The 26210-nt window shown below is 70.5% G+C and carries 25 protein-coding genes, 1 other RNA gene, 1 pseudogene and 1 riboswitch; of the genes and pseudogenes, 21 read left to right on the top strand and 6 right to left on the bottom strand.

Going from position 1 to position 26210, the window contains the following annotated elements:
• From G7B67_RS10805 to G7B67_RS10790, 4 genes and pseudogenes are all read left to right on the top strand, one after another.
• Window positions 1-250 (top strand): annotated as a pseudogene (locus tag G7B67_RS10805) (hypothetical protein); the annotation flags it as partial.
• A 12-nt stretch (window positions 251-262) separates the two neighbouring features.
• A complete protein-coding gene (gene gspD / locus G7B67_RS10800) occupies window positions 263-2593 on the top strand; it encodes a type II secretion system secretin GspD (RefSeq protein ID WP_166212127.1) in 2331 nt (776 codons plus the stop codon).
• Window positions 2590-3456, top strand: coding sequence for a glycosyltransferase family 2 protein (locus G7B67_RS10795; RefSeq protein WP_243412338.1), 867 nt, complete (start codon window positions 2590-2592; stop codon window positions 3454-3456). Before gspD ends, G7B67_RS10795 begins: the two co-directional genes overlap by 4 nt.
• Window positions 3453-4343: a glycosyltransferase family 2 protein gene (locus tag G7B67_RS10790; protein WP_243412337.1), complete on the top strand. Its 891-nt coding sequence runs from the start codon at window positions 3453-3455 to the stop codon at window positions 4341-4343. The genes G7B67_RS10795 and G7B67_RS10790 overlap by 4 nt, the downstream gene beginning before the upstream one ends.
• A 96-nt stretch (window positions 4344-4439) precedes the next feature.
• On the opposite strand, the gene pyrF is transcribed toward G7B67_RS10790, so the two are convergent.
• Both pyrF and ettA read right to left on the bottom strand, forming a co-directional pair.
• Window positions 4440-5267, bottom strand: coding sequence for an orotidine-5'-phosphate decarboxylase (pyrF, locus tag G7B67_RS10785; protein WP_166212135.1), 828 nt, complete (start codon window positions 5265-5267; stop codon window positions 4440-4442).
• A 111-nt stretch (window positions 5268-5378) separates the two neighbouring features.
• On the bottom strand, window positions 5379-7043 hold the full coding sequence (gene ettA, locus G7B67_RS10780; protein ID WP_166212124.1) for an energy-dependent translational throttle protein EttA: 1665 nt from the start codon (window positions 7041-7043) through the stop codon (window positions 5379-5381).
• 233 nt (window positions 7044-7276) lie between these two features.
• On the opposite strand from ettA, the gene glyA reads away from it, so the two are divergent.
• The 9 genes from glyA (at window position 7277) to thiL (ending at window position 15559) form a co-directional block, all read left to right on the top strand.
• A complete protein-coding gene (gene glyA / locus G7B67_RS10775; protein ID WP_166212121.1) occupies window positions 7277-8527 on the top strand; it encodes a serine hydroxymethyltransferase in 1251 nt (416 codons plus the stop codon).
• 166 nt (window positions 8528-8693) lie between these two features.
• Window positions 8694-9272: a transcriptional regulator NrdR gene (gene nrdR, locus G7B67_RS10770; protein ID WP_166212118.1), complete on the top strand. Its 579-nt coding sequence runs from the start codon at window positions 8694-8696 to the stop codon at window positions 9270-9272.
• A 60-nt stretch (window positions 9273-9332) separates the two neighbouring features.
• A complete protein-coding gene (ribD, locus tag G7B67_RS10765) occupies window positions 9333-10418 on the top strand; it encodes a bifunctional diaminohydroxyphosphoribosylaminopyrimidine deaminase/5-amino-6-(5-phosphoribosylamino)uracil reductase RibD (RefSeq protein ID WP_166212133.1) in 1086 nt (361 codons plus the stop codon).
• Between the two features lie 102 nt (window positions 10419-10520).
• Window positions 10521-11279 carry a class I SAM-dependent methyltransferase gene (locus G7B67_RS10760; RefSeq protein WP_166212115.1) on the top strand — a complete coding sequence of 253 codons (759 nt, stop codon included), beginning with the start codon at window positions 10521-10523 and terminating at the stop codon, window positions 11277-11279.
• Between the two features lie 157 nt (window positions 11280-11436).
• A riboswitch (FMN riboswitch) is annotated at window positions 11437-11584 on the top strand.
• Between the two features lie 79 nt (window positions 11585-11663).
• Window positions 11664-12281 carry a riboflavin synthase gene (locus tag G7B67_RS10755; protein WP_166212112.1) on the top strand — a complete coding sequence of 206 codons (618 nt, stop codon included), beginning with the start codon at window positions 11664-11666 and terminating at the stop codon, window positions 12279-12281.
• A gap of 64 nt (window positions 12282-12345) precedes the next feature.
• Window positions 12346-13452: a 3,4-dihydroxy-2-butanone-4-phosphate synthase gene (ribB, locus tag G7B67_RS10750; RefSeq protein ID WP_166212109.1), complete on the top strand. Its 1107-nt coding sequence runs from the start codon at window positions 12346-12348 to the stop codon at window positions 13450-13452.
• A 106-nt stretch (window positions 13453-13558) separates the two neighbouring features.
• The gene (gene ribH / locus G7B67_RS10745; protein WP_166212106.1) at window positions 13559-14026 is read left to right on the top strand and encodes a 6,7-dimethyl-8-ribityllumazine synthase; all 468 of its coding nucleotides are present in this window, start codon (window positions 13559-13561) and stop codon (window positions 14024-14026) included.
• A gap of 103 nt (window positions 14027-14129) precedes the next feature.
• Window positions 14130-14591 (top strand): transcription antitermination factor NusB, encoded by a 462-nt coding sequence (nusB, locus tag G7B67_RS10740; protein WP_166212103.1) that lies wholly within the window; start codon window positions 14130-14132, stop codon window positions 14589-14591.
• Entirely contained in the window at window positions 14588-15559 is a 972-nt protein-coding gene (gene thiL, locus G7B67_RS10735) for a thiamine-phosphate kinase (RefSeq protein WP_166212100.1), read from the top strand. Before nusB ends, thiL begins: the two co-directional genes overlap by 4 nt.
• On the opposite strand, the gene G7B67_RS10730 is transcribed toward thiL, so the two are convergent.
• Window positions 15544-16173, bottom strand: coding sequence for a uracil-DNA glycosylase family protein (locus G7B67_RS10730; protein WP_166212097.1), 630 nt, complete (start codon window positions 16171-16173; stop codon window positions 15544-15546). The two genes, thiL and G7B67_RS10730, sit on opposite strands and share 16 nt — an antisense overlap.
• Window positions 16170-17735: a hypothetical protein gene (locus tag G7B67_RS10725; RefSeq protein WP_166212095.1), complete on the bottom strand. Its 1566-nt coding sequence runs from the start codon at window positions 17733-17735 to the stop codon at window positions 16170-16172. The genes G7B67_RS10730 and G7B67_RS10725 overlap by 4 nt, the downstream gene beginning before the upstream one ends.
• Window positions 17736-17845: 110 nt before the next feature.
• On the opposite strand from G7B67_RS10725, the gene G7B67_RS10720 reads away from it, so the two are divergent.
• Genes G7B67_RS10720 through G7B67_RS10695 form a run of 6 tightly spaced genes read left to right on the top strand, consistent with a single transcriptional unit; the run spans window position 17846 to window position 22764 of the window.
• On the top strand, window positions 17846-18610 hold the full coding sequence (locus G7B67_RS10720) for a class I SAM-dependent methyltransferase (RefSeq protein ID WP_166212092.1): 765 nt from the start codon (window positions 17846-17848) through the stop codon (window positions 18608-18610).
• Between the two features lie 8 nt (window positions 18611-18618).
• Window positions 18619-19440 carry a hypothetical protein gene (locus G7B67_RS10715; protein ID WP_207780914.1) on the top strand — a complete coding sequence of 274 codons (822 nt, stop codon included), beginning with the start codon at window positions 18619-18621 and terminating at the stop codon, window positions 19438-19440.
• A complete protein-coding gene (locus G7B67_RS10710; RefSeq protein ID WP_166212086.1) occupies window positions 19428-20390 on the top strand; it encodes an NAD-dependent epimerase/dehydratase family protein in 963 nt (320 codons plus the stop codon). The genes G7B67_RS10715 and G7B67_RS10710 overlap by 13 nt, the downstream gene beginning before the upstream one ends.
• Window positions 20391-20398: 8 nt before the next feature.
• Window positions 20399-21127: a glycosyltransferase gene (locus G7B67_RS10705; protein WP_166212083.1), complete on the top strand. Its 729-nt coding sequence runs from the start codon at window positions 20399-20401 to the stop codon at window positions 21125-21127.
• Between the two features lie 15 nt (window positions 21128-21142).
• Entirely contained in the window at window positions 21143-21874 is a 732-nt protein-coding gene (locus tag G7B67_RS10700; protein ID WP_166212080.1) for a class I SAM-dependent methyltransferase, read from the top strand.
• On the top strand, window positions 21874-22764 hold the full coding sequence (locus G7B67_RS10695) for a 2OG-Fe(II) oxygenase family protein (protein WP_166212077.1): 891 nt from the start codon (window positions 21874-21876) through the stop codon (window positions 22762-22764). The genes G7B67_RS10700 and G7B67_RS10695 overlap by 1 nt, the downstream gene beginning before the upstream one ends.
• 13 nt (window positions 22765-22777) lie before the next feature.
• On the opposite strand, the gene G7B67_RS10690 is transcribed toward G7B67_RS10695, so the two are convergent.
• Window positions 22778-23161, bottom strand: a complete 384-nt coding sequence (locus G7B67_RS10690; protein ID WP_166212074.1) for a YraN family protein — start codon at window positions 23159-23161, stop codon at window positions 22778-22780.
• A gap of 4 nt (window positions 23162-23165) precedes the next feature.
• Window positions 23166-24638, bottom strand: a complete 1473-nt coding sequence (locus G7B67_RS10685; protein ID WP_279303994.1) for a penicillin-binding protein activator — start codon at window positions 24636-24638, stop codon at window positions 23166-23168.
• Window positions 24639-24706: 68 nt separating this feature from the next.
• Here G7B67_RS10685 and rsmI point away from each other — a divergent pair, with 68 nt between their 5' ends.
• Both rsmI and rnpB read left to right on the top strand, forming a co-directional pair.
• On the top strand, window positions 24707-25552 hold the full coding sequence (rsmI, locus tag G7B67_RS10680) for a 16S rRNA (cytidine(1402)-2'-O)-methyltransferase (RefSeq protein ID WP_166212068.1): 846 nt from the start codon (window positions 24707-24709) through the stop codon (window positions 25550-25552).
• Window positions 25553-25766: 214 nt separating this feature from the next.
• Window positions 25767-26144: RNase P RNA component class A (gene rnpB, locus G7B67_RS10675), an RNA gene on the top strand.
• Window positions 26145-26210: the final 66 nt, after the last annotated feature.

The following is a 26210-nucleotide window of genomic DNA, read 5'->3' as shown; positions in this document are numbered from 1 at the left end:
CGGCACCGGACCTGCGAGGCACGCGGTGCCACGGCCGGCGACGCGGCCCCCGGTGGCGACGCCGGTGCCGCCCAAGCCGGCCCCGGAATCGGCCGACGCGCCCGAAGCTGGCGCTGACGCAGACGCCGATTCCGAAGGCCCCAACACCGAAGCCCAGATCGAAAGCATCCGCAAGCGCATCGAGCAGCGGCGCGCGCAGTTGCGCCAGGAAGCGCAGACGCCCCCCGCCGCACCGGCCAAGAACCCGTAGAGTGCCCCCGCAATGACCGCCTTCGCCCCACGCCTGTCCCTCCGATTGCGCCCGCTGCTGGCGGCGCCGCTGCTGGCCGCCTTCCTCGCCACCCTGCTGGCCGCCTGCGCGACCGTGCCGCCGCCCAACGTGCAGCGCAACGGCGCGGCGTCCACCGCCAACCAGGCGGGCCAGTCCAGCGCCAGCGACAACGAAGGCGTGCCGGGATCGGTCGGCAATACCGGCGTGATCACCAGCGTCGGCGGCGTGCAGCGCCAGGCGTTGCCGGTGGACGCGGCGGCCGATGCCGGTCCGCAGCCGTTGATCCGCCGCGGCACCGGCCAGGTCATCAACCGCGACGCCGCCAGCGCGCCGCCACCAAACCTGGGCGGCAGCAGCGGCGCGGCCACCTTCAATTTCGAAGGCGAATCGCTGCAGGCGGTGGTCAAGGCGATCCTGGGGGACATGCTCGGGCAGAACTACGTGATCGCGCCAGGCGTGCAGGGCACGGTGACGCTGGCCACGCCCAAGCCGGTCAGCCCGGCGCAGGCGATGTCGTTGCTGGACATGGTGCTGGGCTGGAACAACGCGCGCATGGTCTACAGCGACGGCCGCTACAACATCGTCCCGGCCGACCAGGCGCTGGCGGGCACCGTCGCCCCGCGCACCGGATCGCCGCTCGCCGCGCGCGGCTTCGAGGTACGCGCGGTGCCGCTGAAGTACATCTCGGCCACCGAGATGGAGAAGATCCTCAAGCCCTACGCGCGCTCCAACGCGATCATCAACGTCGACAACGGCCGCAACCTGATCACCCTCGGCGGCACCCGCGCCGAGCTCGAGAACTACCTGCGCACGGTGCAGATCTTCGACGTCGACTGGATGTCAAGCATGTCGGTGGGCGTGTTCCCGCTGCAGTCGGGCAAGGCGAGCAAGGTCGTCGCGGATCTTGAAAAGGTCTTCGGCGAGCAGAGCAAGTCGCCGGTCGCGGGCATGTTCCGCTTCATGCCGCTGGACGGCGCCAACGCGGTGATGGTGATCACCTCCCAGCCCGATTACCTGGACGACATCCAGGACTGGCTCGAGCGCATCGACAGCGCCGGCGCGGGCGTGCAGCTGTTTTCGTACGAGCTGAAGTACATCAAGGCCAAGGATCTGGCCGATCGCCTGAGTGAAGCGTTCGGTGGACAGGCCAGCGGCGGCAACGCCGCCAACGGCGGCGGCTCGGCCTCGCTGATGCCGGGGACCAATCCCACCCAGATCCGCGACTCCGGGGTCGACAGCGACAACGGCGTGAGTTCCGCGGGAATTGGCGGCAACGGCGACACCGGCAGCATGGGCGGCGATGATGCGGGCGGTGGAGGCCTGGGCAGCGGTTCGCTGTCGCTCAACCAGGGCGGGCAGGGCAACGGCGCCGCCACCCTGGAGGTCGGCGGGGAAAAAGTCGGCGTGTCCGCGGTCGACGAAACCAACACGCTGCTGGTGCGCGCCAGCGGCCAGGCCTGGCGCTCGATCAAGGAAGTGATCGAGAAGCTGGACGTGATGCCGCTGCAGGTACACATCGAGGCGCAGATCGCGGAGGTCAACCTGACGGGCGACCTGGCCTACGGCGTCAACTGGTATTTCGAGAATGCCATTCCGGCGCTGGCGGGCAGCACCGCGGCGCAACTGCACGATCGCGCAATCAACCGCACCATCTGGGGCGATCTTGCCGGCAGCGTCACCGCCAACAGCGGCCTGGGCTGGACCTTCCTGGGCCGCAACGCGGCGGCGGTGATCAGCGCGCTGGACCAGGTCACCGACGTGCGCATGCTGCAGACGCCATCGGTGGTCGTGCGCAACAACGCCGAAGCCACGTTCAACGTCGGTGCGCGCATCCCGATCTCGTCGGTGACCGTCAATCCGGGCACCGGTAACGGCAACACCACCTACAGCCAGGTCCAGTACCTGGATACCGGCACCATCCTCAAGGTGCGTCCGCGCATCACCCGCGACGGCATGGTGTTCCTGGACCTGGTGCAGGAAGTGAGCAGCCCGGGTAGCGCACCGGACCGCAACGGCAATGTGCGCATCAACACCCGGCGCCTGAAGACCGAAGCCGCGATCGAAAGCGGCGAAACGGTCATGCTTGCCGGCCTGATCCAGGACAACGCGACCAAGGGATCGAGCGGCGTGCCTGGCCTGAGCAGGATCCCGATCATCGGTTCGCTGTTCGGCTCGCAGACGACCTCCACCGGCCGCAATGAAGTCATCGTCCTGCTGACGCCGACCATCATCCGCAACCCGGAGGACGCGCGCGACCTCACCGACGAATACGGTCGCCGCTTCCGCGCGATGCAGCCGCTGAAGGCGCCGACAAAACGGTGACCCCTCCGGTTGCGCCCGACGCCGCACGCGGGCCCGGGTTGCCCGTCGTGCTGCTGCCGGTCGGCACCGATGACGATGCGCTGGATGCCTGCCTGGCGGCGCTGGACGCCAGCCTTCCCGCCGGCAGCCGCGTGTGGCTCGCCGACGATGCCCAGGCCGGGCCGCGCGGGGTGGCGATCATCGAGCGCTGGCTCCACCGCACGCCACTCATGGCCGATTACAGCCGCCGCCAGCGCGCGCTGGGCGAAGTGGCGCACATCGACCAGCTGCTGGCCGCCTGCGGCGGCGCCGACGTCGCCGTGCTGGCCCCTGACGCGATCCCGGCGCCGGGCTGGTTGTCGCAACTGGCGGCGTGCTTCGCGCGTGACGCATCGATCGCGACCGCCACCCCGTGGTGCAACGCCGGCGAGACGGCGGCGTGGCCGCGCTGCGGCGAAGTCGCGCCGGTGCCCGGCGACCTCGAGCGCGTTGCACGCGCCAGTGCGTCGCTCGCGCCCTGCCACCCGGAGTTGCCGTCCGCGGTGGCGCATGCAGTGGCGATCCGCGGCTCGGCGCGGCAGCGCGCCGGCGGCCTGGATGCGAGCAGTTTCGGTTCCTGGTACGCGGCGCTGGTCGACCTGTCGTTGCGCCTGTCGGGGTTGGGTTGGCGCAACGTGCTGTGCGAGACCGCGTTCGTCGCCCGCGGCAGCGAAGGCGTGCCTGCCGATGGCGACCTCGACGCGCTCGCCGCGCGCTGGCCGGGCTGGCATGCGCGCCTGGCCGAATTCCTGATGCACGACCCGTTGCACGCACGGCGCGCGGAGTTGTCCGAAGCCTGTGCACGGGTGCTGCCTGCGTTGCCACAGCGCGAGCTGCTCGCATGAGCAACACCGACGACGGCGCGTGCTCCGCCATGGACAGCAACGACGCCGACATCGCCGCGATCGTCGTCACCCACCGCAGCGGACCCACCATCGACGCCTGCCTGTCGCGCCTGCGCCGGGCGCGCGGCGTGTCCGCGATCCGGGTGGTCGACAACGCGTCCGATGACGACACCCTGGCCGTGGTCCAGCGCCACGCCGCCGTCGATCCACGCCTGCGCTTCATCGCCAATCCCGACAATCCCGGCTTCGCCGTGGCCTGCAACCAGGGCGCCGCGGCGCTGACCGACGTGGCGCAGGCGACCTGGCTGGCGTTCGTCAACCCCGACTGCCTGCTCGAGCGCGACTCACTGGCGCAGCTGCGTGCGCATGCGCGGCAGCTGGATGGCAACGCGCTGCTCGGCGCGGACCTCGTCGGCGAGGATGGCGTGCGCGATGGCGCGGCGCGCCGGCGCGATCCGGACTTCGCGGCGATGCTGCGGTCGCCGGCGTCGGCGCGACTGGACGTCGCGCTCGATGTAGCCCGCTCGCTGCAGCAGGTGCCGGCGGTGTCGGGGGCGCTGATGCTGCTGCCGCGAATCCTGTTCGAGCGCCTCGGTGGATTCGACAGCGGCTACCGACTGCACGCCGAAGACCTGGACCTGTGCCGGCGCGCGCGCGAGGCGGGCGCCGTGGTCGCGGTCGCCAACGACGTGCGCGTGGTGCACGTGCGCGGCGTGTCCTCGCGCTCGCGGCCGCTGTTCGTCGAATGGCACAAGCACCGCGGGCTGTGGCGCTGGTTCCGCAAGTTCGAGTCGCCCCGCCGCGGCGTCGCGACCCGCATGGCGGTGTTCGCGATGATCTGGGGACGCTTCCCGGTCGCGGCACTGCGCGCGCTGCTGCGCCGCTGACGGGACGTGTTCGGTAGGAGCGGCTTCAGCCGCGGGCTTTACTACCCTTCGTGAATCCAGGAGCTCGCGGCTGAAGCCGCTCCTGCGAAGGGGCGGTCAACGGTAGCGGTTGATCTCGTCGCGCAAGGCCTTCGCGGCCGCGGCCGCGGCGTCGGCGAAATCCTCGCCGCCGGACGCATACAGGATCGCGCGCGACGAGCTCACGACCAGCCCGGTGCCATCGGCGGATTTCGCATTCGCTACCACCGCCGCCACGTCGCCGCCCTGGGCACCGACGCCAGGCACCAGCAACGGCATCTCGCCGACGATCGCACGGACCTCGCGCAACTGCTGCGGCCAGGTCGCGCCGACCACGAGTGCGCAGTTGCCGTTGCCGTTCCAGTCGCGGGCGATGGTGTCGGCGACGTGCTGGTACAGCGGCCGCGGCGCGCGATCGTCCGCGTGGACGATGAGGTCCTGCAGGTCGGCCGCTCCGGGATTGGACGTGTGGCACAGGATGACCACGCCCTTGTCGGCGCGGTCGAGGAAGGGTTGCAGCGAGTCGCGGCCGAGGTAGGGATTGGCGGTGACCGCGTCGGCGTCGAAGCGATCGAAGGCTTCGCGGGCGTAATGCTGCGCCGTGCTGCCGATGTCGCCGCGCTTGGCATCGAGGATGACCGGAATCCCCGGATGCGCCGCATGGATGTGGGCGATCAGGCGCTGCAGCGCGTCTTCGGCCGCGAGCGCGGCGAAATGCGCGATCTGCGGCTTGAAGCAGCACACATGGGGCGCCGTCGCATCGACGATCGCGCGGCAGAAGTCGAAGACCGCATCGGGACGCCCGGCCAGGTGGGCCGGGAATTTCGCCGGCTCCGGGTCCAGGCCGACGCAGACCATCGAATCGACGGCGTGCCAGCGGTGTCGCAGCGACTGCATGAAATCCATCGTTTCCTCCAGGGCCACCCTCATGGGAACGGCTTCAGCCGCGGGCTCTTGATCCTTGGGCGGCGCCGAAGAGCTCGCGGCTGAAGCCGCTCCTGCGAACGGCGTGGCCGCTTACTTCAACGCCTTGAACCGCAGCCGATGCGGCTGCGCGCCTTCCTCGCCCATGCGCCGCTTCTTGTCCTGCTCGTATTCGCGGTAGTTGCCCTGGAAGAACTCCACGTGCGAGTCGCCTTCGAAGGCCAGGATGTGGGTGGCGATGCGATCGAGGAACCAGCGGTCGTGCGAGATCACGAACACGTTGCCCGGGAACTCGAGGATCGCATCCTCCAGCGCGCGCAGCGTCTCGATGTCCAGGTCGTTGGACGGTTCGTCCAGCAGCAGCACGTTGCCGCCCTGCAGCAGCGTCTTGGCAAGATGCAGTCGGCCACGCTCACCACCGGACAACGTGCCGACAAGTTTCTGCTGGTCCTGGCCCTTGAAGTTGAAGCGGCCGATGTAGGCGCGCGACTGGATCTCCACGCCGTTGATGTTGAGGATGTCGGCGCCGCCGGAGACTTCCTGGAAGACGTTGTGGTTGCCTTCGAGCTTTTCGCGGCTCTGGTCGACGTAGGCGAGCTTCACCGTCGGCCCCATGACGATCTCGCCCTTGTCCGGCTTTTCCTGCCCCGTGATCATCTTGAACAGCGTCGACTTGCCGGCGCCGTTCGGTCCGATGATGCCGACGATCGCACCCGATGGCACGATCAGGCTCAGGTCGTCGATCAGCAGGCGGTCGCCGAAGGACTTCGACACGCCTTTGAACTCGACCACCGACTGCCCGAGGCGCTCGCCCGGCGGGATGAAGATTTCATTGGTCTCGTTGCGTTTCTGGTAATCGACCGCCTGCAGTTCCTCGATCCGCGCCAGGCGCGCCTTGCCCTTGCTGCGGCCGCCCTTCGCATTGCTGCGCGCCCATTCGAGTTCGCGCTGGATCGCCTTCTGCCGCGCCTTCTCGGTCGACTCTTCCTGCTTCAGGCGCGCGTCCTTCTGCGTCAGCCAGTCGGTGTAGTTGCCCTTCCACGGAATGCCGCGGCCGCGATCGAGCTCGAGGATCCATTCGGCGGCGTTGTCGAGGAAGTAGCGATCGTGCGTCACCGCCACCACGGTGCCGGTGTAGCGGGCGAGGAACTGTTCCAGCCATTCCACCGACTCGGCATCGAGGTGGTTGGTCGGTTCGTCGAGCAGCAGCATGTCGGGTTTCTGCAGCAGCAGCTGGCACAGCGCGACGCGGCGCTTCTCGCCGCCCGACAGCTTGCCGATGATCGCTTCCCACGGCGGCAGGCGCAGCGCGTCGGCGGCGACTTCCAGCTGGTGCTCGAGCGTGTGCGCGTCGCCGGAGGCGAGGATCGCCTCGAGCCGCTGCTGCTCGGCGGCGAGCTTGTCGAAGTCCGCGCCTTCCTCGGCGTAGGCCTCGTAGACCTTGTCGAGCGCGGCCTGCGCCTGCAGCACTTCCCCCACGCCCTGTTCGACGGCTTCGCGCACCGTGTGCGTCGGATCGAGCTGCGGCTCCTGCGCCAGGTAGCCGATCTTGGTGCCGGGCTGCGCGCGTGCCTCGCCGTTGTAGTCGTTGTCGACGCCGGCCATGATCTTCAGCACCGTCGACTTGCCGGCGCCGTTGAGGCCGAGCAGGCCGATCTTGGCGCCGGGGAAGAAGGACAGCGAGATGTCCTTGATGATCTGGCGCTTCGGCGGCACGGTCTTGCTGACGCCGTTCATGGTGAAGATGTATTGCGACATGGGGGCTCCGCAGGGGGCAGCGGCGGGCCTGCGAGGGCAGGGCCGCGGAAATGGGTCTGGATAACCCCCAATTATAGGGCCCTTCGCAAGCGCAGGACCCGGGCAGGTGAACGCAGCCCGGGCAAGCGCAGCGTACCCGGGAGCCCCGCGACGCATCCCCGGGAGGGGCCGGGGCCCGGCCCGGCCCACAAGCTACAATTTGCGCCTCCACGAACGCTTCCGGAGCGCTATCAATGTTCCCCCGCGATGCCCGCATCAAAGGCTTTGATCCCGAACTCGCCCAGGCCATCGCCGACGAGCGCCAGCGCCAGGAAGACCACGTCGAACTGATCGCCAGCGAGAACTACGCCAGTCCGCGGGTGATGGAAGCCCAGGGCAGCGTGCTGACCAACAAGTACGCCGAAGGCTATCCGGGCAAGCGTTACTACGGCGGCTGCGAATACGTCGACGTCGCCGAGCGCCTGGCCATCGAGCGTTGCAAGGCGTTGTTTGGCGCCGACTACGCGAACGTGCAGCCGCATTCCGGCTCGCAGGCCAACCAGGCCGTGTACCTGGCGCTGCTGCAGCCGGGCGACACCATCCTCGGCATGTCGCTCGCCCACGGCGGCCACCTGACCCACGGCGCCAAGGTCAACATCAGCGGCAAGCTCTTCAACGCGGTGCAGTACGGCGTCGACGCGCAGGGCCTGATCGATTACGACGAGGTCGAGCGGCTGGCGCTGGAACACAAGCCGAAAATGGTCGTCGCCGGCTTCAGCGCGTACTCGCAGGTGATCGACTGGGCGCGCTTCCGCGCGATCGCCGACAAGGTGGGTGCCTACCTGTTCGTCGACATGGCGCATGTCGCCGGGCTCGTCGCCGCGGGCGTGTATCCCAATCCGGTCCCGCACGCGCACGTCGTCACCTCCACCACGCACAAGACCCTGCGCGGCCCGCGCGGCGGCATCATCGTCGCCAAGGCCGATGCCGAGCTGGAAAAAAAGCTGCAGTCGATCGTCTTCCCCGGTATCCAGGGCGGCCCGCTGATGCACGTGATCGCGGCCAAGGCGGTCGCGTTCAAGGAAGCGCTGGAGCCGGAGTTCACCGCCTACCAACGGCAGGTGGTGAAGAACGCGCAGGCGATGGCCAACGCGATCATCGCCCGTGGCTACAAGATCGTGTCCGGCGGCACGCAGAACCACCTGATGCTGGTGGACATGATCGGCAAACCGATCACCGGCAAGGACGCCGAAGCCGCGCTCGGCCGCGCCCACATCACCGTCAACAAGAACGCGGTGCCCAACGACCCGCAGAAACCGTTCGTGACCTCGGGCCTGCGCCTGGGCACGCCGGCGGTGACGACGCGTGGCTACCGTGAAGCCGACTGCGTGGCGCTGGCCAACTGGATCTGCGACGTGCTCGATGCGCCAGCCGACGACAACGTGATCGCCGGCGTGCGCGAGAACGTCACCAGGCAGTGCCGGCAGTTTCCGGTGTATGGCTGAGGCGGAATCCATGATTCGTGCTTCGGGAGTCGCGCAAGGCGGCATCGGGCGGGTTTCGACCCACCTTGTGGACGCCCGGCGGGAAGTTCCAACCCGCCTCCCCGAGGCTTTGCCCCGCCTTTCCGGCGGCGTCCGGGTGGAGGCGGCGGGTTAAAACCCGCCCGACATGCATTGCCCGTTCTGCCAGCACGTCGATACCCGCGTCATCGACTCGCGCGTGTCCGAGGACGGCGCGACGATCCGGCGCCGGCGCGAATGCGAGGCCTGCGGCGAGCGCTTCTCCACCCTGGAGACGATCGAACTCAAGCTGCCGGTGATCATCAAGGACGACGGCCGCCGCGAGGCCTTCGACGCGCGCAAGCTGCGCATCGGCTTCGACCGCGCGCTGCAGAAGCGGCCGGTGTCCGAAGAGCAGATCGAAGCCGCCGTGCGCGCGGTGGTGCACCAGCTGCGCATGACCACCGAGCGCGAGGTTGCCTCGCGCCGGATCGGTGAGTTCGTCATGGGCGAGTTGCGCAAGCTCGACCATGTGGCCTACGTGCGCTTCGCGTCGGTCTACCGCTCGTTCGAGGACGTGGCCGATTTCCGCGAGGAGCTCGACCGCCTCGAGCGCGACATGCCCGGCGACGGCCAATTGCCGCTGCTGGGCGCCGCGGTGGTGCCCATCGACCGGCACGTCGACCGCCACGCCGACAAGCACGCCGACAAGCACGCCGACAAGCACGCCGACAAGAAGAAGCGCTGACCCGTGTCCAATCCTCCATCCCCGGTCCCGACGCCCGGTTTCTCCGCCACCGACCACGCGATGATGGCGCGCGCGCTGCGGCTGGCCGAGCGCGGCACGCTCACCACCAAGCCCAATCCGATGGTCGGCTGCGTGATCGCGCACGGCGATGCGGTGGTTGGCGAAGGCTGGCACCAGCGCGCCGGCGGTCCGCACGCGGAGGTGCTGGCGCTGGAGGCCGCCGGCGCTTCGGCACGCGGCGCGACCGCTTACGTCACCCTGGAGCCGTGTTCGCACGTCGGCAAGACCGGGCCGTGCGCCGATGCATTGATCGCCGCTGGCATCGCGCGCGTGGTCGGTGCGATGCGTGACCCCAATCCCGCGGTCGACGGCGAAGGCTTCGCGCGCCTGCAGGCGGCTGGCATCGCGGTGGAGATCGGATTGATGGAGCCGCTGGCGCGGCAGCTCAATCGCGGTTTCCTCTCCAGGCTCGAACGCGGCCGGCCGTGGGTGCGGGTCAAGCTTGCGATCAGCATCGACGGCCGCACCGCGACGGCGTCCGGCGACTCGAAATGGATCAGCGGCGAGGCCGCGCGCCAGGACGTGCAGCGCTGGCGCGCGCGCAGCGGCGCGCTGCTCACCGGTGCGGGCACCGTGCTGATCGACGACCCGCTGCTGACGGTGCGCCTGCCGGACGATGGCCCCGACTACGAACGCAACTTCGTGCCGCCGCTGCGCGTGGTGCTCGATCCCGGCCTGGCCACCATCGCGCGCGGCCGCATCCGCGAGGGCGACGCACCCACGCTCTACATCCACGCGCCCGACGCCCGCATGCCACGCGGGATCGAAGCCCAGCATGCCTACGTGCCGGTACAGGCCGGGCGCTTCGACCTCGACGCGGTGCTGCGACTGCTGGCGCAGCGTGACATCAATGAAGTCCAGGTCGAGGCGGGCGCCACCCTGGCGGGCGCATTCATCGTCGCCGGCCTGGTCGACGAACTGCTGCTCTACGTCGCCCCGGTCATCCTCGGCGAACGCGCGCGTCCGATGTTCGACGGCCTGCCGATCGACACCATGGCCGAGCGCCTGCGCATGCGCATCGTGGATACCCGGCGCATCGGCGAGGACGTGCGGCTGTTGCTGCAGCCGGGAAGCAACGAGGGTTGAGGCGGCAATCGTGATGCATCCAGTAAGCTCCGAGGCGATGCGCCCCCGCGGCTGACCACCCTCCACTGCGTGCGAGCCGCAGCCCAGGCCCCGTGCCCACCCATGCCGGCGAAGCCCTCCTTCCACGACCACTTCTCCGCCGTCGCGGCGCAGTACGCCAGCGCGCGGCCGGAATATCCCGACGCCCTGTTCGCCTGGATCGCGTCGATTGCACCGGCCCGCGAGCAACTGTGGGACGCCGGCTGCGGCAGTGGCCAGGCCAGTCGCGGCCTGGCCCCGTACTTCGCGCAGGTGCATGCCACCGATCCCAGCGCCGCGCAGGTCGCGCAGGCGACGGCGCCGGCGAACGTGCGTTTCGCCGTCGAGCCGGGCGAGCGTTGCCACCTGCCTGATGCGAGCGTGGATGCGATCTGCGTCGCGCAGGCGCTGCACTGGTTCGACCGCGCGGCGTTCTTCATCGAATGCGAGCGCGTGCTGCGCCCCGATGGCGTGCTGGTCGCCTGGGGTTACCAGGACATCGAGGTGCCCGCCTGCATCGCGGCCGCGAATCAGATGCTGCAGGACGAAATACAGCCGTACTGGCCGCCGGAACGGACGCTGATCGACGCCGCCTACGCGGACTTCGACTGGCCGTTCGCCAGGCTCGATGCTCCGGTGCTGGACCTGACCGCGCAGTGGACGCTGCCGCGGCTGCTCGGATATTTCGCCAGCTATTCGGCCAGCAAACGGCTGCGCGAGGCGAGCGGGCGCGATGCGGTGGCGGCGCATGCGGCGGCGTTCGCGGACGGCTGGGGCGACCCGGACATCGTGCGCGGCGTGCGTTGGCCGATGTTCGTGCATGCGCGGCGCAAGGGCGGCTGACGCGTCCGACGCGGCCGGAGGAACGGCTCGCGGCTGAAGCCGCTCCCACGAAAGCATCGCCGCTGGGGCAGGAGCGCCTTCAGGCGCGAGCCTTTGGCGATACCTGCCGCTGGGCCCCGGTGCTAGACTGCGCGCCGCCGGCTTGCCGGCAAACAACCAGCGTCTTCAGGGCGGGGTGCGATTCCCCACCGGCGGTAGGTGCGGCGACGCACGAGCCCGCGAGCGCTTCCGGCGACGCCGGAAGGTCAGCAGATCCGGTCCCATGCCGGAGCCGACGGTCATAGTCCGGATGAAAGAAGACGGCGACGCGCGCCTGCGAAGGCGCGTGCATGCCTGTCCGTCCCGGGACGTTTTTCACGCACGCGAGCGGGAGAACGGTGGGCGATGTTCACGGGATTGATCGAAGGCGTCGGCCGCCTGGCCGCGTGCGAACCGCGCGGCGGCGACGCGCGCCTGCGGATCGAGGTCGGCAGCCTGCCCTGGCCCGCGCACGGTGCCGACGCGCCGATGCTGGGCGAAAGCATCGCCGTCAACGGGGTGTGCTTGACGGTGGTGGGGTTCGATGGGCGCGCATTCGAAGCCGACGCGTCCAACGAAACCCTGGCGCTCACGACCCTGGGCGCGCTGGCGTGCGGGCGCGCGCTCAATCTCGAGCGCGCGATGCGCCCGAGCGATCGCCTCGGCGGCCACCTGGTCAGTGGCCATGTCGACGGGGTCGGGCAGGTGCAGGACGTCGCCGACGATGGGCGCGCGCAGCGCTGGCGCTTCGCCGCGCCGCCGGAGTTGCGTCGCTACATCGCGAACAAGGGTTCGATCTGCGTGGACGGCGTCAGCCTGACCGTGAATGCAGTCGATGACGCCGGATTCGAAGTGGCGCTGGTGCCGCACACGCTGGCGCATACGGCGTTCGCCGCGACGCGCACGGGCGATGCGGTGAATCTCGAGGTGGACCTGCTGGCGCGCCACGTCGAGCGCCTGATGCAGGAGCGCGGCGACGGGTGAGGTGAATCGACGCTTCATTCGGATACCCGGCCCACGACCCACCCGCACTGCCAACGGAAACCCCATGCCCTTCGCATCGATCCCCGAACTGCTCGAAGAACTGCGCGCCGGCCGCATGGTCGTCATCGTCGACGACGAGGACCGCGAGAACGAAGGCGACCTGATCATGGCCGCCGAGCTCGTGCGCCCGCAGGACATCAACTTCATGGTCACGCACGCGCGCGGCCTGGTGTGCCTGTCGCTGACCCGCGAGCGCTGCCGGCAACTCGGGCTGCCGCCGATGGTGCGCGACAACACGTCGTCGCACGGCACCAATTTCACCGTATCGATCGAAGCCGCCGAAGGCGTCACCACCGGCATCTCCGCCTACGACCGCGCGCACACCATCCGTACCGCGGTGCGGCCGGATGCGAGCGGGCGCGACCTGTCGCAGCCGGGCCACATCTTCCCGCTGCAGGCGCAACCCGGCGGCGTGCTCAACCGCGCCGGCCACACCGAAGCGGCCAGCGACCTGGCGCTGCTGGCAGGCCTGGAACCGGCCGGCGTGCTGGTCGAGATCCTCAATCCTGACGGCTCGATGGCGCGTCGGCCGGAGTTGGAAGTCTTCGCCCGCGAACACGGGTTGAAGATGGGTTCGATCGAGGACCTGATCCGGCATCGGCTGGAAACCGAGCACACGGTCGAGCGCGTCGACGTGCGCGACATCGACACCGAGCATGGCCGCTTCCGCCTGCATAGCTACCGAGACAAGCTCAGCCACGCGCTGCATTTCGCCCTGCTGCGCGGCGAGCCTGATGCGGCACTGCCGACGCTGGTGCGGGTGCACATGCTCAATCCGCTGGCCGATGCGCTGCACTGGCGGCGCGCGGACTTCGGCCCCGCGGTCGGCGACGTGCTGGCGCAGCTGGCGCGCGAAGGCCGTGGCGCGCTGGTGCTGCTGGGCGAATCCCACGATGCCGAAGCGTTGCTGGCGCGCGTGCGCGAGCAGCCCGACGCCACCCCGGGTCGCGGCGGTGCGCTGGCCGAATGGCGCCGCAATGGCGCCGGCGCGCAGATCCTGGCCGACCTGGGACTGGGCAAGCTGCGCGTGCTCGGCACCCCGCGCCGGCAGGTGGGCCTGGCCGGTTACGGCCTGGAAGTCGTCGACTACTGCGAACTGCCGTCGCGTTAAACTGCCCGCCCGCCGCGCGGCAGGCGGCATCGCGCCCCCCTGGACGCGGTCGCGCGTCATCCACCCCTCGTCCCGCGTGCGGGACGTGCACCAAGGCCATCGATCCATGCCGGAATTCCACGGCGACCTGCGCGCCACGCCCGGCGCCCGCTTCGCCATCCTCGCCAGCCGCTGGAACCCGCGCATCACCGATGCGCTGGTCGCCGGTGCGCGCAAGGCGCTGGCCGAACACGGCATCGCCGAAGACGCCATCGACCTGGTCCGCGTCCCGGGTGCGTGGGAGCTGCCGCTGGCCGCCGCGCGCGTCGCCGCCGCCGGCAGGCACGCCGCGCTGATCGCGCTGGGTTGCGTGGTGCGCGGCGACACCCGGCATTACGAACACATCGCCGACGGCTGCGCGCAGGGCCTGATGCGCGTCGCGCTGGACCACCGGTTGCCGGTCTGCAACGGCGTGCTCGCGGTCGAGGTGCACGAGGACGCGGTCAAGCGCGCGGGCGGCAGCCTGGGCAACAAGGGCGAGGAAGCCGCGCTGGTGGCGATCGAGATGACGCAACTGCTGGAGCGGCTGTCGTGAGCATCGCCATGACGGCGCATCCGCCAGTCTTCGCCGATGCAGCGGCAGCCCTGCGCGCTACTGTCCGCACACCATCAATCCAGGCTCTCCAGGAGCGCATCGCATGAATCGCCACCGCAACAACGGCATCGATCCGGTGCTGCGCTCGCGTGCGCGCCGGCGCGCGCTGCAGGCGATCTACGCCTGGCAGGTCTCCGGCGGCGATGCCAATGCCGTCGTCGCGCAGTTCGCGCACGAGCAGGCGCACGAGATCGCCGACCTGGAATATTTCGACGACCTCGTGCGCGGCGTGATCGGGCACCGGCGCGAACTCGATGCGTCGCTGGCGCAGTTCGTCGATCGCGGCATCGAGGAGGTCGACCAGATCGAGCGCGCGGCACTGCGCATTGCCGCCTACGAGCTGCTGCACCGGATCGACGTGCCGTATCGCGTCGTCATCAACGAGGCGATCGACACCACCAAGCGCTTCGGCTCCGAGCACGGCCACACCTACGTCAACGGCGTCCTCGACCATGCTGCGGCGCAGTGGCGCGCGGTTGAAGTCGGCGCCTCACGGCCGAAATGACCGCGGCCGGCGAATTCGACCTCATCGCGCGCATCCAGGCGCGCGTGCGCGCCGCCGGCATCGCCCGCGACGACGTGCTGTTGGGCATCGGCGACGACGCCGCGCTGCTGCAGGTGCCCGCCGGCCAGTGCCTGGTGGTCGCCACCGACACCCTAAATGAAGGCGTGCATTTCCCGATCGAAACCGCGCCGGCCGACATCGGCTGGAAGTCGCTCGCGGTGAACCTGTCGGACCTCGCGGCGATGGGCGCGACGCCGGCCTGGTGCACGCTGTCGCTGGCGCTGCACGAAGCCAATCCGGCGTGGCTGGACGCTTTCCTCGACGGCTTCCTGTCGCTGGCCGCGCAGCATCGCATCGCGCTGGTCGGCGGCGACACCACCCGCGGCGCGTCGTCGGTCTGCGTCACCGTGCACGGCTTGGTCGCGCCAGGGCAGGCCGTGCGGCGCAGCGGCGCGCGCGCCGGCGACGATCTGTGGGTGACCGGCACCCTCGGCGATGCCGCCGCGGCGCTGGCGCAATGGCGCGCCGGTGGCGCCGCCGAACCCGCGTTGCGTGCGCGGCTGGACCGGCCGACACCCCAGGTCGCGGTCGGCCTCGCGTTGGGCGGCATCGCGCATGCCTGCATCGACGTGTCCGATGGGCTGCTGGCCGATGTCGGCCACCTGTGCGCGGCCAGCGCGGTGGGCGCACGCATCGAGCTGGAGGCGTTGCCGGCGTCGCCCGCGCTGCTGGCGATGTTCACCGCCGAGACGCGGCGCAGCCTGCAGACCGCCGGCGGCGACGATTACGAATTGTGTTTCGCCGCGCCACCATTGCACCGCACCGCCATCGCCGACATTGCGGACGAGTGCCAGGTCGCGATCACCCGCATCGGTGCCCTCGTTGCCGGCAGGAGCGTCGACGCATTCGACGCCGATGGCCACGGCTGGCAGCCGCCGCGCACCGGCTTCGATCACTTCAACGGCTGATCGCGCGCTCCGGCAGCGCGCGTCGCGGGCGCCTGCAGCAGTGCCTGCACGCGTTCGCGCAGCACCGGCAGCACCTCGCCTTCGAACCACGGATTGCGCAGGAACCAGGCGATGTTGCGTGGGCTGGGATGCGGCAATGGAAGCTGTCGTGGCATGTAGTCGCGCCACGCGCGCACGGTCTCGCCCGAGGTCGGCTTGCGCGCGGCACCCAGGAAGTAGGCCTGCGCGTGGTTGCCGATCAGCAGCGTGAGCCCGACGTTGTCCAGCAGCGGCAGCAGCCGCGGGTGCCAGGTCGCGCGGCATTCGGGCCGCGGCGGTGCATCGCCCGAACCGGCCTTGCCCGGATAGCAGAACCCCATCGGCACCAGCGCAACCTGTCGCGGATCGTAAAAGGTGATTGCATCGATCCCCAGCCAGTCGCGCAGGCGCTTGCCGCTGGCGTCGTCCCAGGGCACGCCGCTGGCATGCACGCGCGCGCCCGGCGCCTGGCCGACGATCAGCAGCCGCGACTGCGCACTGGCCTGCACGATCGGCCGCGTGCCATGGGGTAGGTGCGCGGCGCACAGCGTGCAGGCGCGCACTTCGCGCAACAGGGTGTCCAGCGGCGTGGTCATGGCGCCGCCGCAGGCATGGCGTCGATCCGCGGCGCGGCCGTCGCCGGTAGCCCTGTTGCCATCGAGCCCGCCATCTCCGTCGCTGGCTCGACGCCGTGGCGGACGAAGACCTGCACGTCCACGCCAAGCCCGGCGCGATGCACGATGGTGAAATCCTCGTGCAGGCGCGACCACACCAGCGGATGCGTGCGCGAAAAACGCAACGCGTCGCGGCCATCGACCGGCGCATCGGACACGATGGCCGCGACCACGCCGGCGCGGGTCAGCCCATCGATCATCGCCTGCTGCGTGGCGATGGTCGCCGGGTAGAGCGCGAACGTGTCATAGACCGGCGAGCGCAGCCCCAACCATGCATATAGCACCGGGTAGGCCGGAGCCAGGAACAACGGCGATGGCCCGCCGCCTTCGGCCAGCTGGGCCGCGACCTGCAGCAGGCGCAGGGTTTCGGGCGACGTATCGATCGCGAGGTCGCCTGCCGCATGCGGCGCCATCCTCGCGTCCAGGCGGGGTCGCTGCAGCGGCCACGCCAGCCACAGCGCGAAGAAGGCTACGCCTGCCTCGAGCCAGGGCAGGCCCGTGCACAATTGCAGTGCCAGCAGGCAGGCGGGCGCCGAGGACTGGGTGATGTGCGCGGGGTCGGCGCGGCTGGCGGCGTGGTGCACGAGGAACAAGCCAAGCGCCGCGGCCGGCACCAGCACCGTCCCGCGCGCCGGTGCCAGCATCGCGAGCAGCAACGCCGTCGGCGGCAGCAGCCAGAGCGCGAGGAAAACCCCCTGCATGGCCCATTGACGTGGCCGGTCCAGGGCGTGCAACGACCCCGGACGGCGCCACGGCCACGGCAGCGGCAATCCCAGGTTGCTCTGGCCGCGCGCCAGCACCGTCGCCACCCGCCGCTGGTAGAACTGCCGTGTGAACCCTCGCGACGTGCACGCCACCAGGAACGGCAGCAGGCCGATCGCGCCACCGCCGGCAAGCGCCACCAGTGCACCCGGATCGGGGACGAAAACGCCCACGCCCACGCCGATGCCGAGCATCAGCACCAGCGCCGCGGCGGCGTAGAGGAACAGGTTGAAGCCGATCGACAGCGCCAGCCCGACGGCGAACGCCGCGCAGGCGAACGTCGTCGCCGATGGCCACCACCACAGGCAGGCGAATGCAGCCCAGGCCGCGAGCACCGTCGCGTGCTCGAACTGTTTGTGCTGCGGTTGCGACAGTGCGGTCAACGCGATCGCGGCGAAGGCCAGCTCGATCCACCCGGCGCCATGCGCGCGCCACGCCAGCAGCGCCAGTGTCAGTGCGAGGGCGAAAAACAGGTGGGTGGCGATCCGCAGGCCGCGCAGGCCGGGACCCGCGATAAGCGAGAGCAGGCCGCACCACAGATAACGGCCGGGTTCGTAGGACTTGAAATCGCGATGCGGCCACTGCCCCTGGCGCAGTTGCTGCACGCCGTACCAGAGGTAGCCCTCATCGGCACCCAGCGGGGCGCGCAGCCGCCGGCACAGCATCGCCGAGGATGTCGCCATCGCCAGCCCTGCGCAGGCGAGCAGATCGATTGCGTGCAAGCGCCACTCCGTTGGGCACCACGCGGCGTGGCGGTGCACGGGCGCGGCGCGTGTGAAGGCAATTCGTTAACATCGTCACAAAACCGCCCCGCCGAGGCAATGTTGATACCGTGCACCCGCCACCTCCCGTCACGTTCGCCGCCGAACGCCTCGACCTGATCGCCGAGGGCGAAGCCGCGCATTTCTGGTACGGCCCGCGACGCGCGCTGCTGCTGGACACGATCGCGGCGGCCGGCCTGGCGACCGGGTCGCGCGTGCTCGACGTGGGCTGCGGCACCGGCGGCCTGGTCCGCGCCCTGCTCGAACGCGGCTACGACGCACGCGGCATCGATCCCTGGGCGCTGCGCAGCGGGCTGGACCCGGCCCGCCACGTAGTCGGCCAGGCCGAAGCGGTTCCGGCCGGCGATGGGAGCGCCGATGCGGTGTGCGCGTTCGACGTGCTCGAGCATGCCGACGACGGATTGGCCCTGGCCGAGTTCGCGCGCGTGCTGGTGCCGGGCGGCCGATTGTTCGTGAGCGTGCCGGCGCACGCGTGGTTGTGGAGTGCGCGCGACACGCTCGCCGGGCACCGCCGTCGTTACTCCCGGCGCATGCTGCGCCGGCGGGTGGCGGACGCCGGCTTCGAGGTCGAACGCATCTTTGGTTACCAGTGCCTGCTGTTGCCGCTGCTGGCCGCAGCGCGCGCCATGGCGCGCCTGCGTGGGCGCGACGACACGTCGGCCGAAGATCGCCCTGGACCGTTCGTCAATGCGGCGCTGCTGGCGATCAATCGCAGCGAGCTGGTGTTCGGGCGCGTGCTGCGGCCACCGACCGGTTCGAGCCTGGTGCTGGTGGCGCGCCGGCGTAGCGAGACCCGTGCCGTGGGCGGGCATTGAACATGCCGATGCAGGTGCTGCTGTTCTCGCACGACGTCGCCTATGCGACCGCTGCGGTCGCGGCGGGGGTCGAACGGGTCGTCGTCGACTGGGAGTGGCGCGGCAAGCATGCGCGCCAGGCCGGGCGCGACACCCAGGTCAACCGCGGTACGCTGGCCGACCTGCAGGCGATGCGCGCGGCGGTCGGCGATCGCGTCATCTGCCGGATCAACAACACGCCCTCGGTGCGGGTCGCCGAATGCCGGCTTGCGCTGGAGCACGGCGCATCCGAGATCTGGTTGCCGATGGTGCGCGACGCCGCCGCGATCGAAGACTGCCTGGCGGTCGTCGACGGTCGCGCCCGGCTCGGGATCATGGTCGAAACCCGCGAGGCGATGCGGATGGGGCGCGAGCTTGCGCAATGGCCGCTGTCGCGTGCGTACATCGGCCTGCACGACTACCGCATCGACAGCGGCGCCGGTGACGATCCGCGCGCGCTCTTCCGGCCGCTCGTCGACGGCACCATCGACCGCTTCCGCGACGACTATCCGGGCGCGATCGCGTTCGCCGGCGTCACCCCGCCCGAAGGTGGAGCGCCGATACCGCAGCGACTGCTGCTGGCCGCGATGGCGCGCGTGCGTTGCGCCTTCGGTGTCGCGCGGCGTGGCTTCCTTTCCGACGTGCCGATGCCCGCGATCGCGGCGGCACTCGATGCGATCGCTGCCGAAGCCGCGCGCATGGCGTCGCGTGCGCCTGCCGAAATCGTCGCCGACCATGCCGCCCTGGCGGCGATGCTCGCCATAGACGACAGCCACGAGCCGGTACGGATGGAAAGCGCGTGCGCCTGCTGATCATCGGCGGCCACGGCGCGATCGGATCGGCGATCGCGCGCCATGCCGACAGCGTCGGCATCGACACCCATGTCGGCGCGCGCGCCGCATCGTCGGCGTTGCGGCTGGGCGCGCCATCGCGCATCGGAAGCCATGCGCTGGATGCCGGTGATGTCGGTTCGGTCCGCAGCATCATTGCGGCCGTGCAGCCCGATGCGATCGTCATGGCCGCGCTGCCGCAGGCCGGACATGCTGATGACGCCGACGCCCGGCATGCGCTGCTGTCGGGCATGGGCGCCGGCGTGTTGGGCGTGCTCGAAGGCGCCCGCGCCGCCGGCTTCCACGGCCCGATGGCGTGGATCGGCAGCGCAATGTGCTACGGCGAGGGCGGCCAGCCACGCCGGGTCGATGCCGCGTTGCGACCGCAGACCTTCCGCGGCGCGGTCAAGGCGGCCGAGAGCCTGCTGGTCGCGCAACTGGCGGCGCAGTTCGACATCGACCTGACCGAAGTGCGCGTGTTCACCGGCTACGGGCCCTACGAGCAGCGCGAGCGGCTGGTGGCGAGCCTGCTGCGCGCGGCACTGCGCGGCGGCCGCGTGCGCCTGGCGCCGACGCCCGCGCGACGCGACTGGATCCATTACGACGACATCGCCCGTGCCTGCCTGGCGGTGCTCAGCGTGCCGTCGGGCGCGAGCGTGCCCAAGGTCGCCAACGCCTGCAGCGGCACCCTGCACGACACCCACGAAGTCGCGCGCCTGCTCGAGCGCATCACCGGCGCCGCGCTGGTCGACGCCGCGGCCTATGAAGCGGCGGATCGTTACGGCGATGTCGAGCCGGGCTGTCTTCCGCTTGCAGCCGATGGCCTGGACTGGCGTCCGCGGGTCGATCTCGCGCAGGGACTGCAGGCCTGCTGGGACTGGGCGCGCTCGCCGTCCGGGCGCCAGTACCTGCTGGCGGACGCTCGCCCATGAGCGCCGGCATGCGGTCGACCGCGACCGATCCATCGCACGCCGATGCGACGCCGCCCGAGCTGAGCTGGGTGCTGCCGCTGTATCGCACCGCCGCGCAACTGGAGGAGCTCCTGGCGCGCATCGGCGCGGTCTCGCGGCGGCTGGCGGTGCGCAGCGAGATCGTGCTGGTCGACGACGCCTGCCCGGAAGGCTGCGGCGCGCAGGCCGAGCGCATCGCGATGCGCGATCCCGACGTGCACGTCGTGCGCCACGCGTGCAACCAGGGCCAGGACGCGGCCCTGCGCACCGGCCTGCGTCGAAGTCGCGGCCGCTGGTGCGTGCTGCTCGATGCCGACCTGCAGGATCCGCCCGAAGCGGTGGAGCGCCTGTGGTCGCTGCGCGAGGACTGGGACATCGTCTTCGCCCAGCGCACCGGGCGTTATTCCAGTCGCGGGCGTCGCCTGGGTTCGCGCCTGTATCGCGCCGCGGCCGCGCTGGTCGGCGGACTGCCGCATGGCGCCTGCCTGTATGTCCTGCTGTCGCGCGATGTCGTGCAACGCATCAACCTGGCGCAGCGACCGCGCTTGTCGCTGCTCGCGCTGATCGCCGCCACCCGCGGCCGCAGCGTCTGCGTCGCGATCCAGCGCGACCGTCGCCGCATCGGCGTGTCCGCTTACCGCTCGCGCGACCGATGGGCCAAGGCCGTCGGTTCGCTGTGGCAATTGTTCGCCGCCCGTCGTCTCCATCGTGTTCTCTAGCCACAGGATCACCGCATGCAACTGCCCGTCGCCGACGTTCTCCGCCAGGAGGCGCTCGCCCAGCAGATCGACTATTTCGCCACCCGCCGTCCGGTGCGGATGCTGGCGCTGGACACGCCCTATATCCGGCGCCATTTCGAGCAGGTGATGGCCGCCGGCAGGCTGCGCGGCGGCGAAGCGGTCTGCGAATGGGGCGCGGGCCTGGGGCGCTTCTCGCGCCTGCTGCTGGATGCAGGACTGGACGTCACAGCGATCGAACTGTCGCCGCAGTTGTCGGAGGAAGCGCGCGCCGCGCTTGGCGATCGCGCACGCCTGTCGATCCAGTGCGGCGACATCGCCAGCGTGCTGGAGGAAGACACCCGCCGCTACGACGCGATGACCGGCTTCTTCGTGCTGCACCACCTGCCGGAACTGGAGCGCTATTTCCGCGCGGCGCGGCGGGTGTTGCGCGCGGGCGGACGCATGGTGTTCGTCGAGCCCAATCCTTTCCACCCGCTGTTCCCGGTGCAGATCGCGCTCACGCCCGGCATGCGCTGGCGCGCAGAGCGCGGCATCTATCGCCTGACACCGCGCGCCTTGCGCGCCGCGGCGCGGGCGGCGGGCTTCTCGCGGGTGGAGATCGGCCAATACGGCGCACTGCCACGCGCGCCGTACAACCTGCTGGCGCGTCGCGGCCTGGAACGGGCGATCGAACCGGTGGTGCCCGCCGTGCTCAAGCCCTTCCAGTCGATCGTCGCCTGGTGCTGATGCCGGTGGAGGTCCAGCCTGCCGACGTCGCATTCGACGCGGTGCTGCTGCACGCCGATTCGCTGCAGTCGCTATCGATCGATCGGGTGCGGCAGACGATTTCCGCGCACGGGCTGGCGTGCATCCGTGGCCTGTTCGATCCGCGCGAAATCCGCGAGGTGCTGGCGCGCATCCGCGCGGCGTTCGATCCCGCGGATGATCGCAAGCACGATCCGCGCGACAGCGATGCGGTGCGGCGCAATTTCCAGAAGCTGCAGATCGGCGCCAATTCAGGCATCGACAGCCGGCGCACGCTGGGACGCTTCATGCGCGCGCTGTACAACCCGATCTTCGCCGACGACATCCACGGCATGCGCGCGCACTTCATCACCCTGGCGCGCTTTCGCAACCTGTTGTACGGATTGCCGCCGGAATTCGCGGTCCATGGCACCCAGGACGGTTACTGGTCGTGCACGCGGTTGCAGCAATACCCGCGTGGCGGCGGCTTCATGGTGCCGCACCGCGACGTCTACGCGCAGATCGCCACCACCGAGGCCGGGCTTGGGTATTACCAGCCGATGCTGCTGCTCAGCCAGCCGGGCGAGGATTTCATCGACGGCGGCGCCTATGTCGATCGCGGCGACGAGCGCTTCCATTACGAGCGTTATTGCCGGGCTGGCGACCTGATCGCCTACGACGGCCACTCCGTGCACGGCGTGGCGGACATCGACCCGTTGCAGCCGCTGGACCTGGCGACGTTTTCCGGCCGCACGGTGGCGCTGGTGTCGCTGTTCCGGCACCTGGATGGCAATGCCGACGACTACGCGCGCATGAGCCATCGCGCGGTGGAAGGCATCGGCACCGGCGAAGGCCCGGCAGGCGCGGGCGCGCCGCGTCGCAGTCCGGCGTAGGCGCGCGATCGCTTCAGTCGTCGGCGCGGAAGGCGTCGCGCAGCCAGGTGATGTTCGGCGCCGCCGGATCGCCGTCGGCGACGATCACGTCGAAGCGGCAGGGCGCGTCCGCCAGCCGCCGGTGCGAGGCGAGGAACAACTGCGCGGCCAGCACCAGCTTGCGGCGCTTGCGCGCATCGATCGACATCGCGCCGCCGCCGAAGTCCGTGCCGCTGCGATAACGCACCTCGACGAAGACCACGCCGTCGCCGTCGCGCATCACCAGGTCGAGTTCGCCGTGGCGGTAGGTGGCGTTGCTGGCCAGCGGGCGCAGGCCGGCGGCGAGCAGGTAGTCGCGCGCCGCGGCCTCGACATGCGCACCACGCGCGCGCCGGTCGATCGCGGACGCCACGCTCATGCGCTCATCGGATCGAAGGCAGCGCGACGATGCCCGTACCGCTGTGGGTCGACCACTCGGGCGTGCGCACGACATTGCCGAAGCCATCCAGTCGCAGGCGCCCGGTGGCGCCCTGCACGCTGCCATCGGCGCGCGTCGCCAACCGGTCCAGATAGGCGCTGAGCAGCCACGCGTCGTGCCCGAAGGCGAACAGCCTGGCGGCCGGGCCGCGCGCGCTGGGCAGCAGTTCTGCGGCGCGGGCCGGCGAGGGCAGGCTGTCGATGCGCTGCACGTTCCACGCTTCGCTGGGGAAGGCGATGCCGTCCAGCGCATGGTCCTTGGCGGCGCCGTCGGCGGTCGCCAGTTGCGAGGTGGCCACGCGCGGTTTCGCCGCCAGGCCTGCGCTGGCCAGCTGCGGCGCCAGCGCGCGCACCTGCGCCGGTTTGAGTGCCAGGAACACCGCATCGACGCCGCCGCTAGCGGTGGTTGCCGCCTGCAATGCCGCCGTCATGTCGACCGGTGCCTCGGCCACCATCAGCGTCTGCGTGATCGCCCCGCCGCGTCCGAGCAGGTGCTCGCGGAAGGCGGCGACGGCGCGCTGGAGGCTCGGATCGGCCAACACCAGCACGTGGCGCGCACCATGCGAGAGCAGGTACTCGGCGGCGGCGATGCCGTCATCCTCCGGCGCCAGGGAGAAGCTGCTGCTGCCCGGCGGCGGCGTCACCGTGCCGCGGTTGAGGGCGAGCACGGGCACCGTGAGGTGTTCGCGGAACAGGGCGCTGACCTCATCGCGTCCGAGCGGGCCGACGATGTAGTCGGCGCCCTCGGTGACGGCGCGGCGGTAGGAAGCGATCGCGCCTGCCGGCGTCCCGGTCGTGTCGTAGAACACGATGTCGGGACGGCGGCGGGTTTCGCCGTAATAGCCGGCGAGCAGGCCGTCACGCACCGGCACCGCCGCACGCGACAGGTCGCCGGACAGCGGCAGCAGCACGGCGAGCTTCAGCGGCGGGCGATAACCGTCGCTGTCGGCCGGTGGACGATTGGCGGCCAGGCGTTGCCAGTCGCCGCCTTCGAACGGCCGCGGCAAGGGCAGGCCGCGATTGAGCAGCGCGCGGCCGGCGTAGTTGTAGAGCGGATCGCCGGCCGGCAGCGCCGCGGTTTCACGGGCCAGGGTGGCGTTATCCATCGCCGCCAGCAGGCTGTCGATGCGGGCCTCGTTGTCCTGGCGGGCGGCGGGGTCGAGCGCGGCTGCGTTGCGTGCGAGTTCGCGGGCCTGGGCGAAGCCGGGATCGGTCGCCACCGCCGGCGCCGCCGCAGGATGGGTCGCGACCGTGGCGCAGCCGCCGAGCAGCAGCGTGGCGAGCGCGACCGCACACAAGGCGAGCAGCGGTGAACGTCGACCCGGCCGGGCGAGCGTGCCTTCACGCCGCGCGCGGCGCTGGCCTGCCGGATCGCCTGCACCGGACCCGAAGACGCTGTGCTTGCTTGCCTGGTTCATATGCATCCGTTGCGGGGAGCGCGAATGGGACCGGTTAGGATTCTACCCGCCCCCTTTGTGGAAGCACGATGTCCGCCATTCCCGCGCCCGCGACGCTGCACGTCGTGGCGACACCGATCGGCAACCTCGGCGACCTGTCGCCGCGCGCGCTGGAGACGCTGCGGACGGTCGCCGCGATCTGCGCCGAGGACACACGGCATACGCGGCAGCTGCTCGCGCACTTCGGCATCGACAAACCACTGGTCGCATTGCACGAGCACAACGAGGACGCGCTCGCGCAGCGCCTGGTAGCGCGCCTGCTTGCCGGCGAATCGCTTGCGCTGGTGTCCGACGCCGGCACCCCGCTGGTCAGCGATCCCGGCTTCCGCCTGGTCGGCGCCGCGCGCGCGGCGGGCATCAAGGTCAGTCCGGTGCCGGGCGCGTGCGCGTTCATCGCCGCCTTGAGCGTGGCGGGATTGCCGAGCGACCGGTTCGTGTTCGAAGGCTTCCTCCCGGCGAAGGCCGCGGCCCGGCGCGAGCGCCTGCAGCAATTGGCCGGCGAAGTCCGCACGCTGGCGTTCTACGAATCCTCGCATCGGATCCAGGACACGCTGGCCGACCTGGCGCAGGTGTTCGGCCCGACGCGACGCGCGGTGATCGCGCGTGAACTCACCAAGCTGTTCGAGACCGTCCTCGACGGCACGCTGGCGGAATTGCATGCCGCGGTGGCGGCCGACGCCAACCAGCGCAAGGGGGAGTTCGTGGTGCTGGTGCAGGGCGCCGGCGACGATGCCGACGCCAGGATCGCCGCCGGCCGCCGGCTCTACGCCCGGTTGGCGGAGCATCTGCCGCCGTCGACCGCCGCCAGGCTGGCCGCGGACATGTCCGGGGCGCCGCGCAAGGCGCTGTACGGCTCGGATATCGAGCCGGGTTAGGTCAGGTGGGACCGAAGGACCCTTCGGGGTCGTCGCCCGGGTAAGGCGAAGCCGCACCCGGGGGCTGGATCCGGGCTGGCTGTTGAAGCCATCGCCCGGATGGGTGCGGAATGAACGCCGTCCCGGGTGCGCTGCGCTTACCCGGGCTACGCCAGCTCCGGAACGCCGTGCGCCGGCCGGGGACCGCCGCCATGCGTGCGACACTACGCGCGGCGGAGTCGGCCAGGCAGTCGCGTCATCGTTCCCGTTTCGGCGGGCGCGGTGCCGAGGAAAGTCCGGGCTCCACAGGGCACGGTGCCAGGTAACGCCTGGGCGGCGCGAGCCGACGGAAAGTGCAACAGAAAGATACCGCCGAACGATCCGGTTGCCGAAAGGCGCTGGGTGCGTGGCAAGGGTGAAATGGTGCGGTAAGAGCGCACCGCGAGCCTGGCAACAGGCCGGCACGGCAAACCCCACCGGGAGCAAGGCCAAATAGGGACCTCATGACGCGGCCCGCGTCGGGTCCGGGTAGGCTGCTCGAGCGCATCGGCGACGATGCGCCTAGAGGAATGACTGTCCACGACAGAACCCGGCTTATCGGCCGGCTCCGCCCCTTCTTCGCGCAGCGAAGAAGGGGCGCCCACGCGAGCCGACTTGTGGCTGCGCCAAAAGTTCACCC

It is taken from the genome of Cognatiluteimonas telluris, assembly GCF_011320095.1.
GTDB classification, from domain to species: domain Bacteria; phylum Pseudomonadota; class Gammaproteobacteria; order Xanthomonadales; family Xanthomonadaceae; genus Cognatiluteimonas; species Cognatiluteimonas telluris.
Note: the sequence above shows the minus strand (reverse complement) of the source record. Positions and strands in the feature narration are given on the sequence as shown.

Bases quoted from the DNA above. Each gene is read 5' to 3' on its own strand.
- gspD (WP_166212127.1), top strand. From the start codon at position 263: ATGACCGCCTTCGCCCCACGCCTGTCCCTCCGATTGCGCCCGCTGCTG.
- G7B67_RS10790 (WP_243412337.1), top strand. From the start codon at position 3,453: ATGAGCAACACCGACGACGGCGCGTGCTCCGCCATGGACAGCAACGAC.
- pyrF (WP_166212135.1), bottom strand. From the start codon at position 5,267: ATGGATTTCATGCAGTCGCTGCGACACCGCTGGCACGCCGTCGATTCG.
- ettA (WP_166212124.1), bottom strand. From the start codon at position 7,043: ATGTCGCAATACATCTTCACCATGAACGGCGTCAGCAAGACCGTGCCG.
- glyA (WP_166212121.1), top strand. From the start codon at position 7,277: ATGTTCCCCCGCGATGCCCGCATCAAAGGCTTTGATCCCGAACTCGCC.
- nrdR (WP_166212118.1), top strand. From the start codon at position 8,694: ATGCATTGCCCGTTCTGCCAGCACGTCGATACCCGCGTCATCGACTCG.
- ribD (WP_166212133.1), top strand. From the start codon at position 9,333: ATGATGGCGCGCGCGCTGCGGCTGGCCGAGCGCGGCACGCTCACCACC.
- G7B67_RS10760 (WP_166212115.1), top strand. From the start codon at position 10,521: ATGCCGGCGAAGCCCTCCTTCCACGACCACTTCTCCGCCGTCGCGGCG.
- G7B67_RS10755 (WP_166212112.1), top strand. From the start codon at position 11,664: ATGTTCACGGGATTGATCGAAGGCGTCGGCCGCCTGGCCGCGTGCGAA.
- ribB (WP_166212109.1), top strand. From the start codon at position 12,346: ATGCCCTTCGCATCGATCCCCGAACTGCTCGAAGAACTGCGCGCCGGC.
- ribH (WP_166212106.1), top strand. From the start codon at position 13,559: ATGCCGGAATTCCACGGCGACCTGCGCGCCACGCCCGGCGCCCGCTTC.
- nusB (WP_166212103.1), top strand. From the start codon at position 14,130: ATGAATCGCCACCGCAACAACGGCATCGATCCGGTGCTGCGCTCGCGT.
- thiL (WP_166212100.1), top strand. From the start codon at position 14,588: ATGACCGCGGCCGGCGAATTCGACCTCATCGCGCGCATCCAGGCGCGC.
- G7B67_RS10730 (WP_166212097.1), bottom strand. From the start codon at position 16,173: ATGACCACGCCGCTGGACACCCTGTTGCGCGAAGTGCGCGCCTGCACG.
- G7B67_RS10715 (WP_207780914.1), top strand. From the start codon at position 18,619: ATGCAGGTGCTGCTGTTCTCGCACGACGTCGCCTATGCGACCGCTGCG.
- G7B67_RS10705 (WP_166212083.1), top strand. From the start codon at position 20,399: ATGCGGTCGACCGCGACCGATCCATCGCACGCCGATGCGACGCCGCCC.
- G7B67_RS10700 (WP_166212080.1), top strand. From the start codon at position 21,143: ATGCAACTGCCCGTCGCCGACGTTCTCCGCCAGGAGGCGCTCGCCCAG.
- G7B67_RS10695 (WP_166212077.1), top strand. From the start codon at position 21,874: ATGCCGGTGGAGGTCCAGCCTGCCGACGTCGCATTCGACGCGGTGCTG.
- G7B67_RS10690 (WP_166212074.1), bottom strand. From the start codon at position 23,161: ATGAGCGTGGCGTCCGCGATCGACCGGCGCGCGCGTGGTGCGCATGTC.
- G7B67_RS10685 (WP_279303994.1), bottom strand. From the start codon at position 24,638: ATGAACCAGGCAAGCAAGCACAGCGTCTTCGGGTCCGGTGCAGGCGAT.
- rsmI (WP_166212068.1), top strand. From the start codon at position 24,707: ATGTCCGCCATTCCCGCGCCCGCGACGCTGCACGTCGTGGCGACACCG.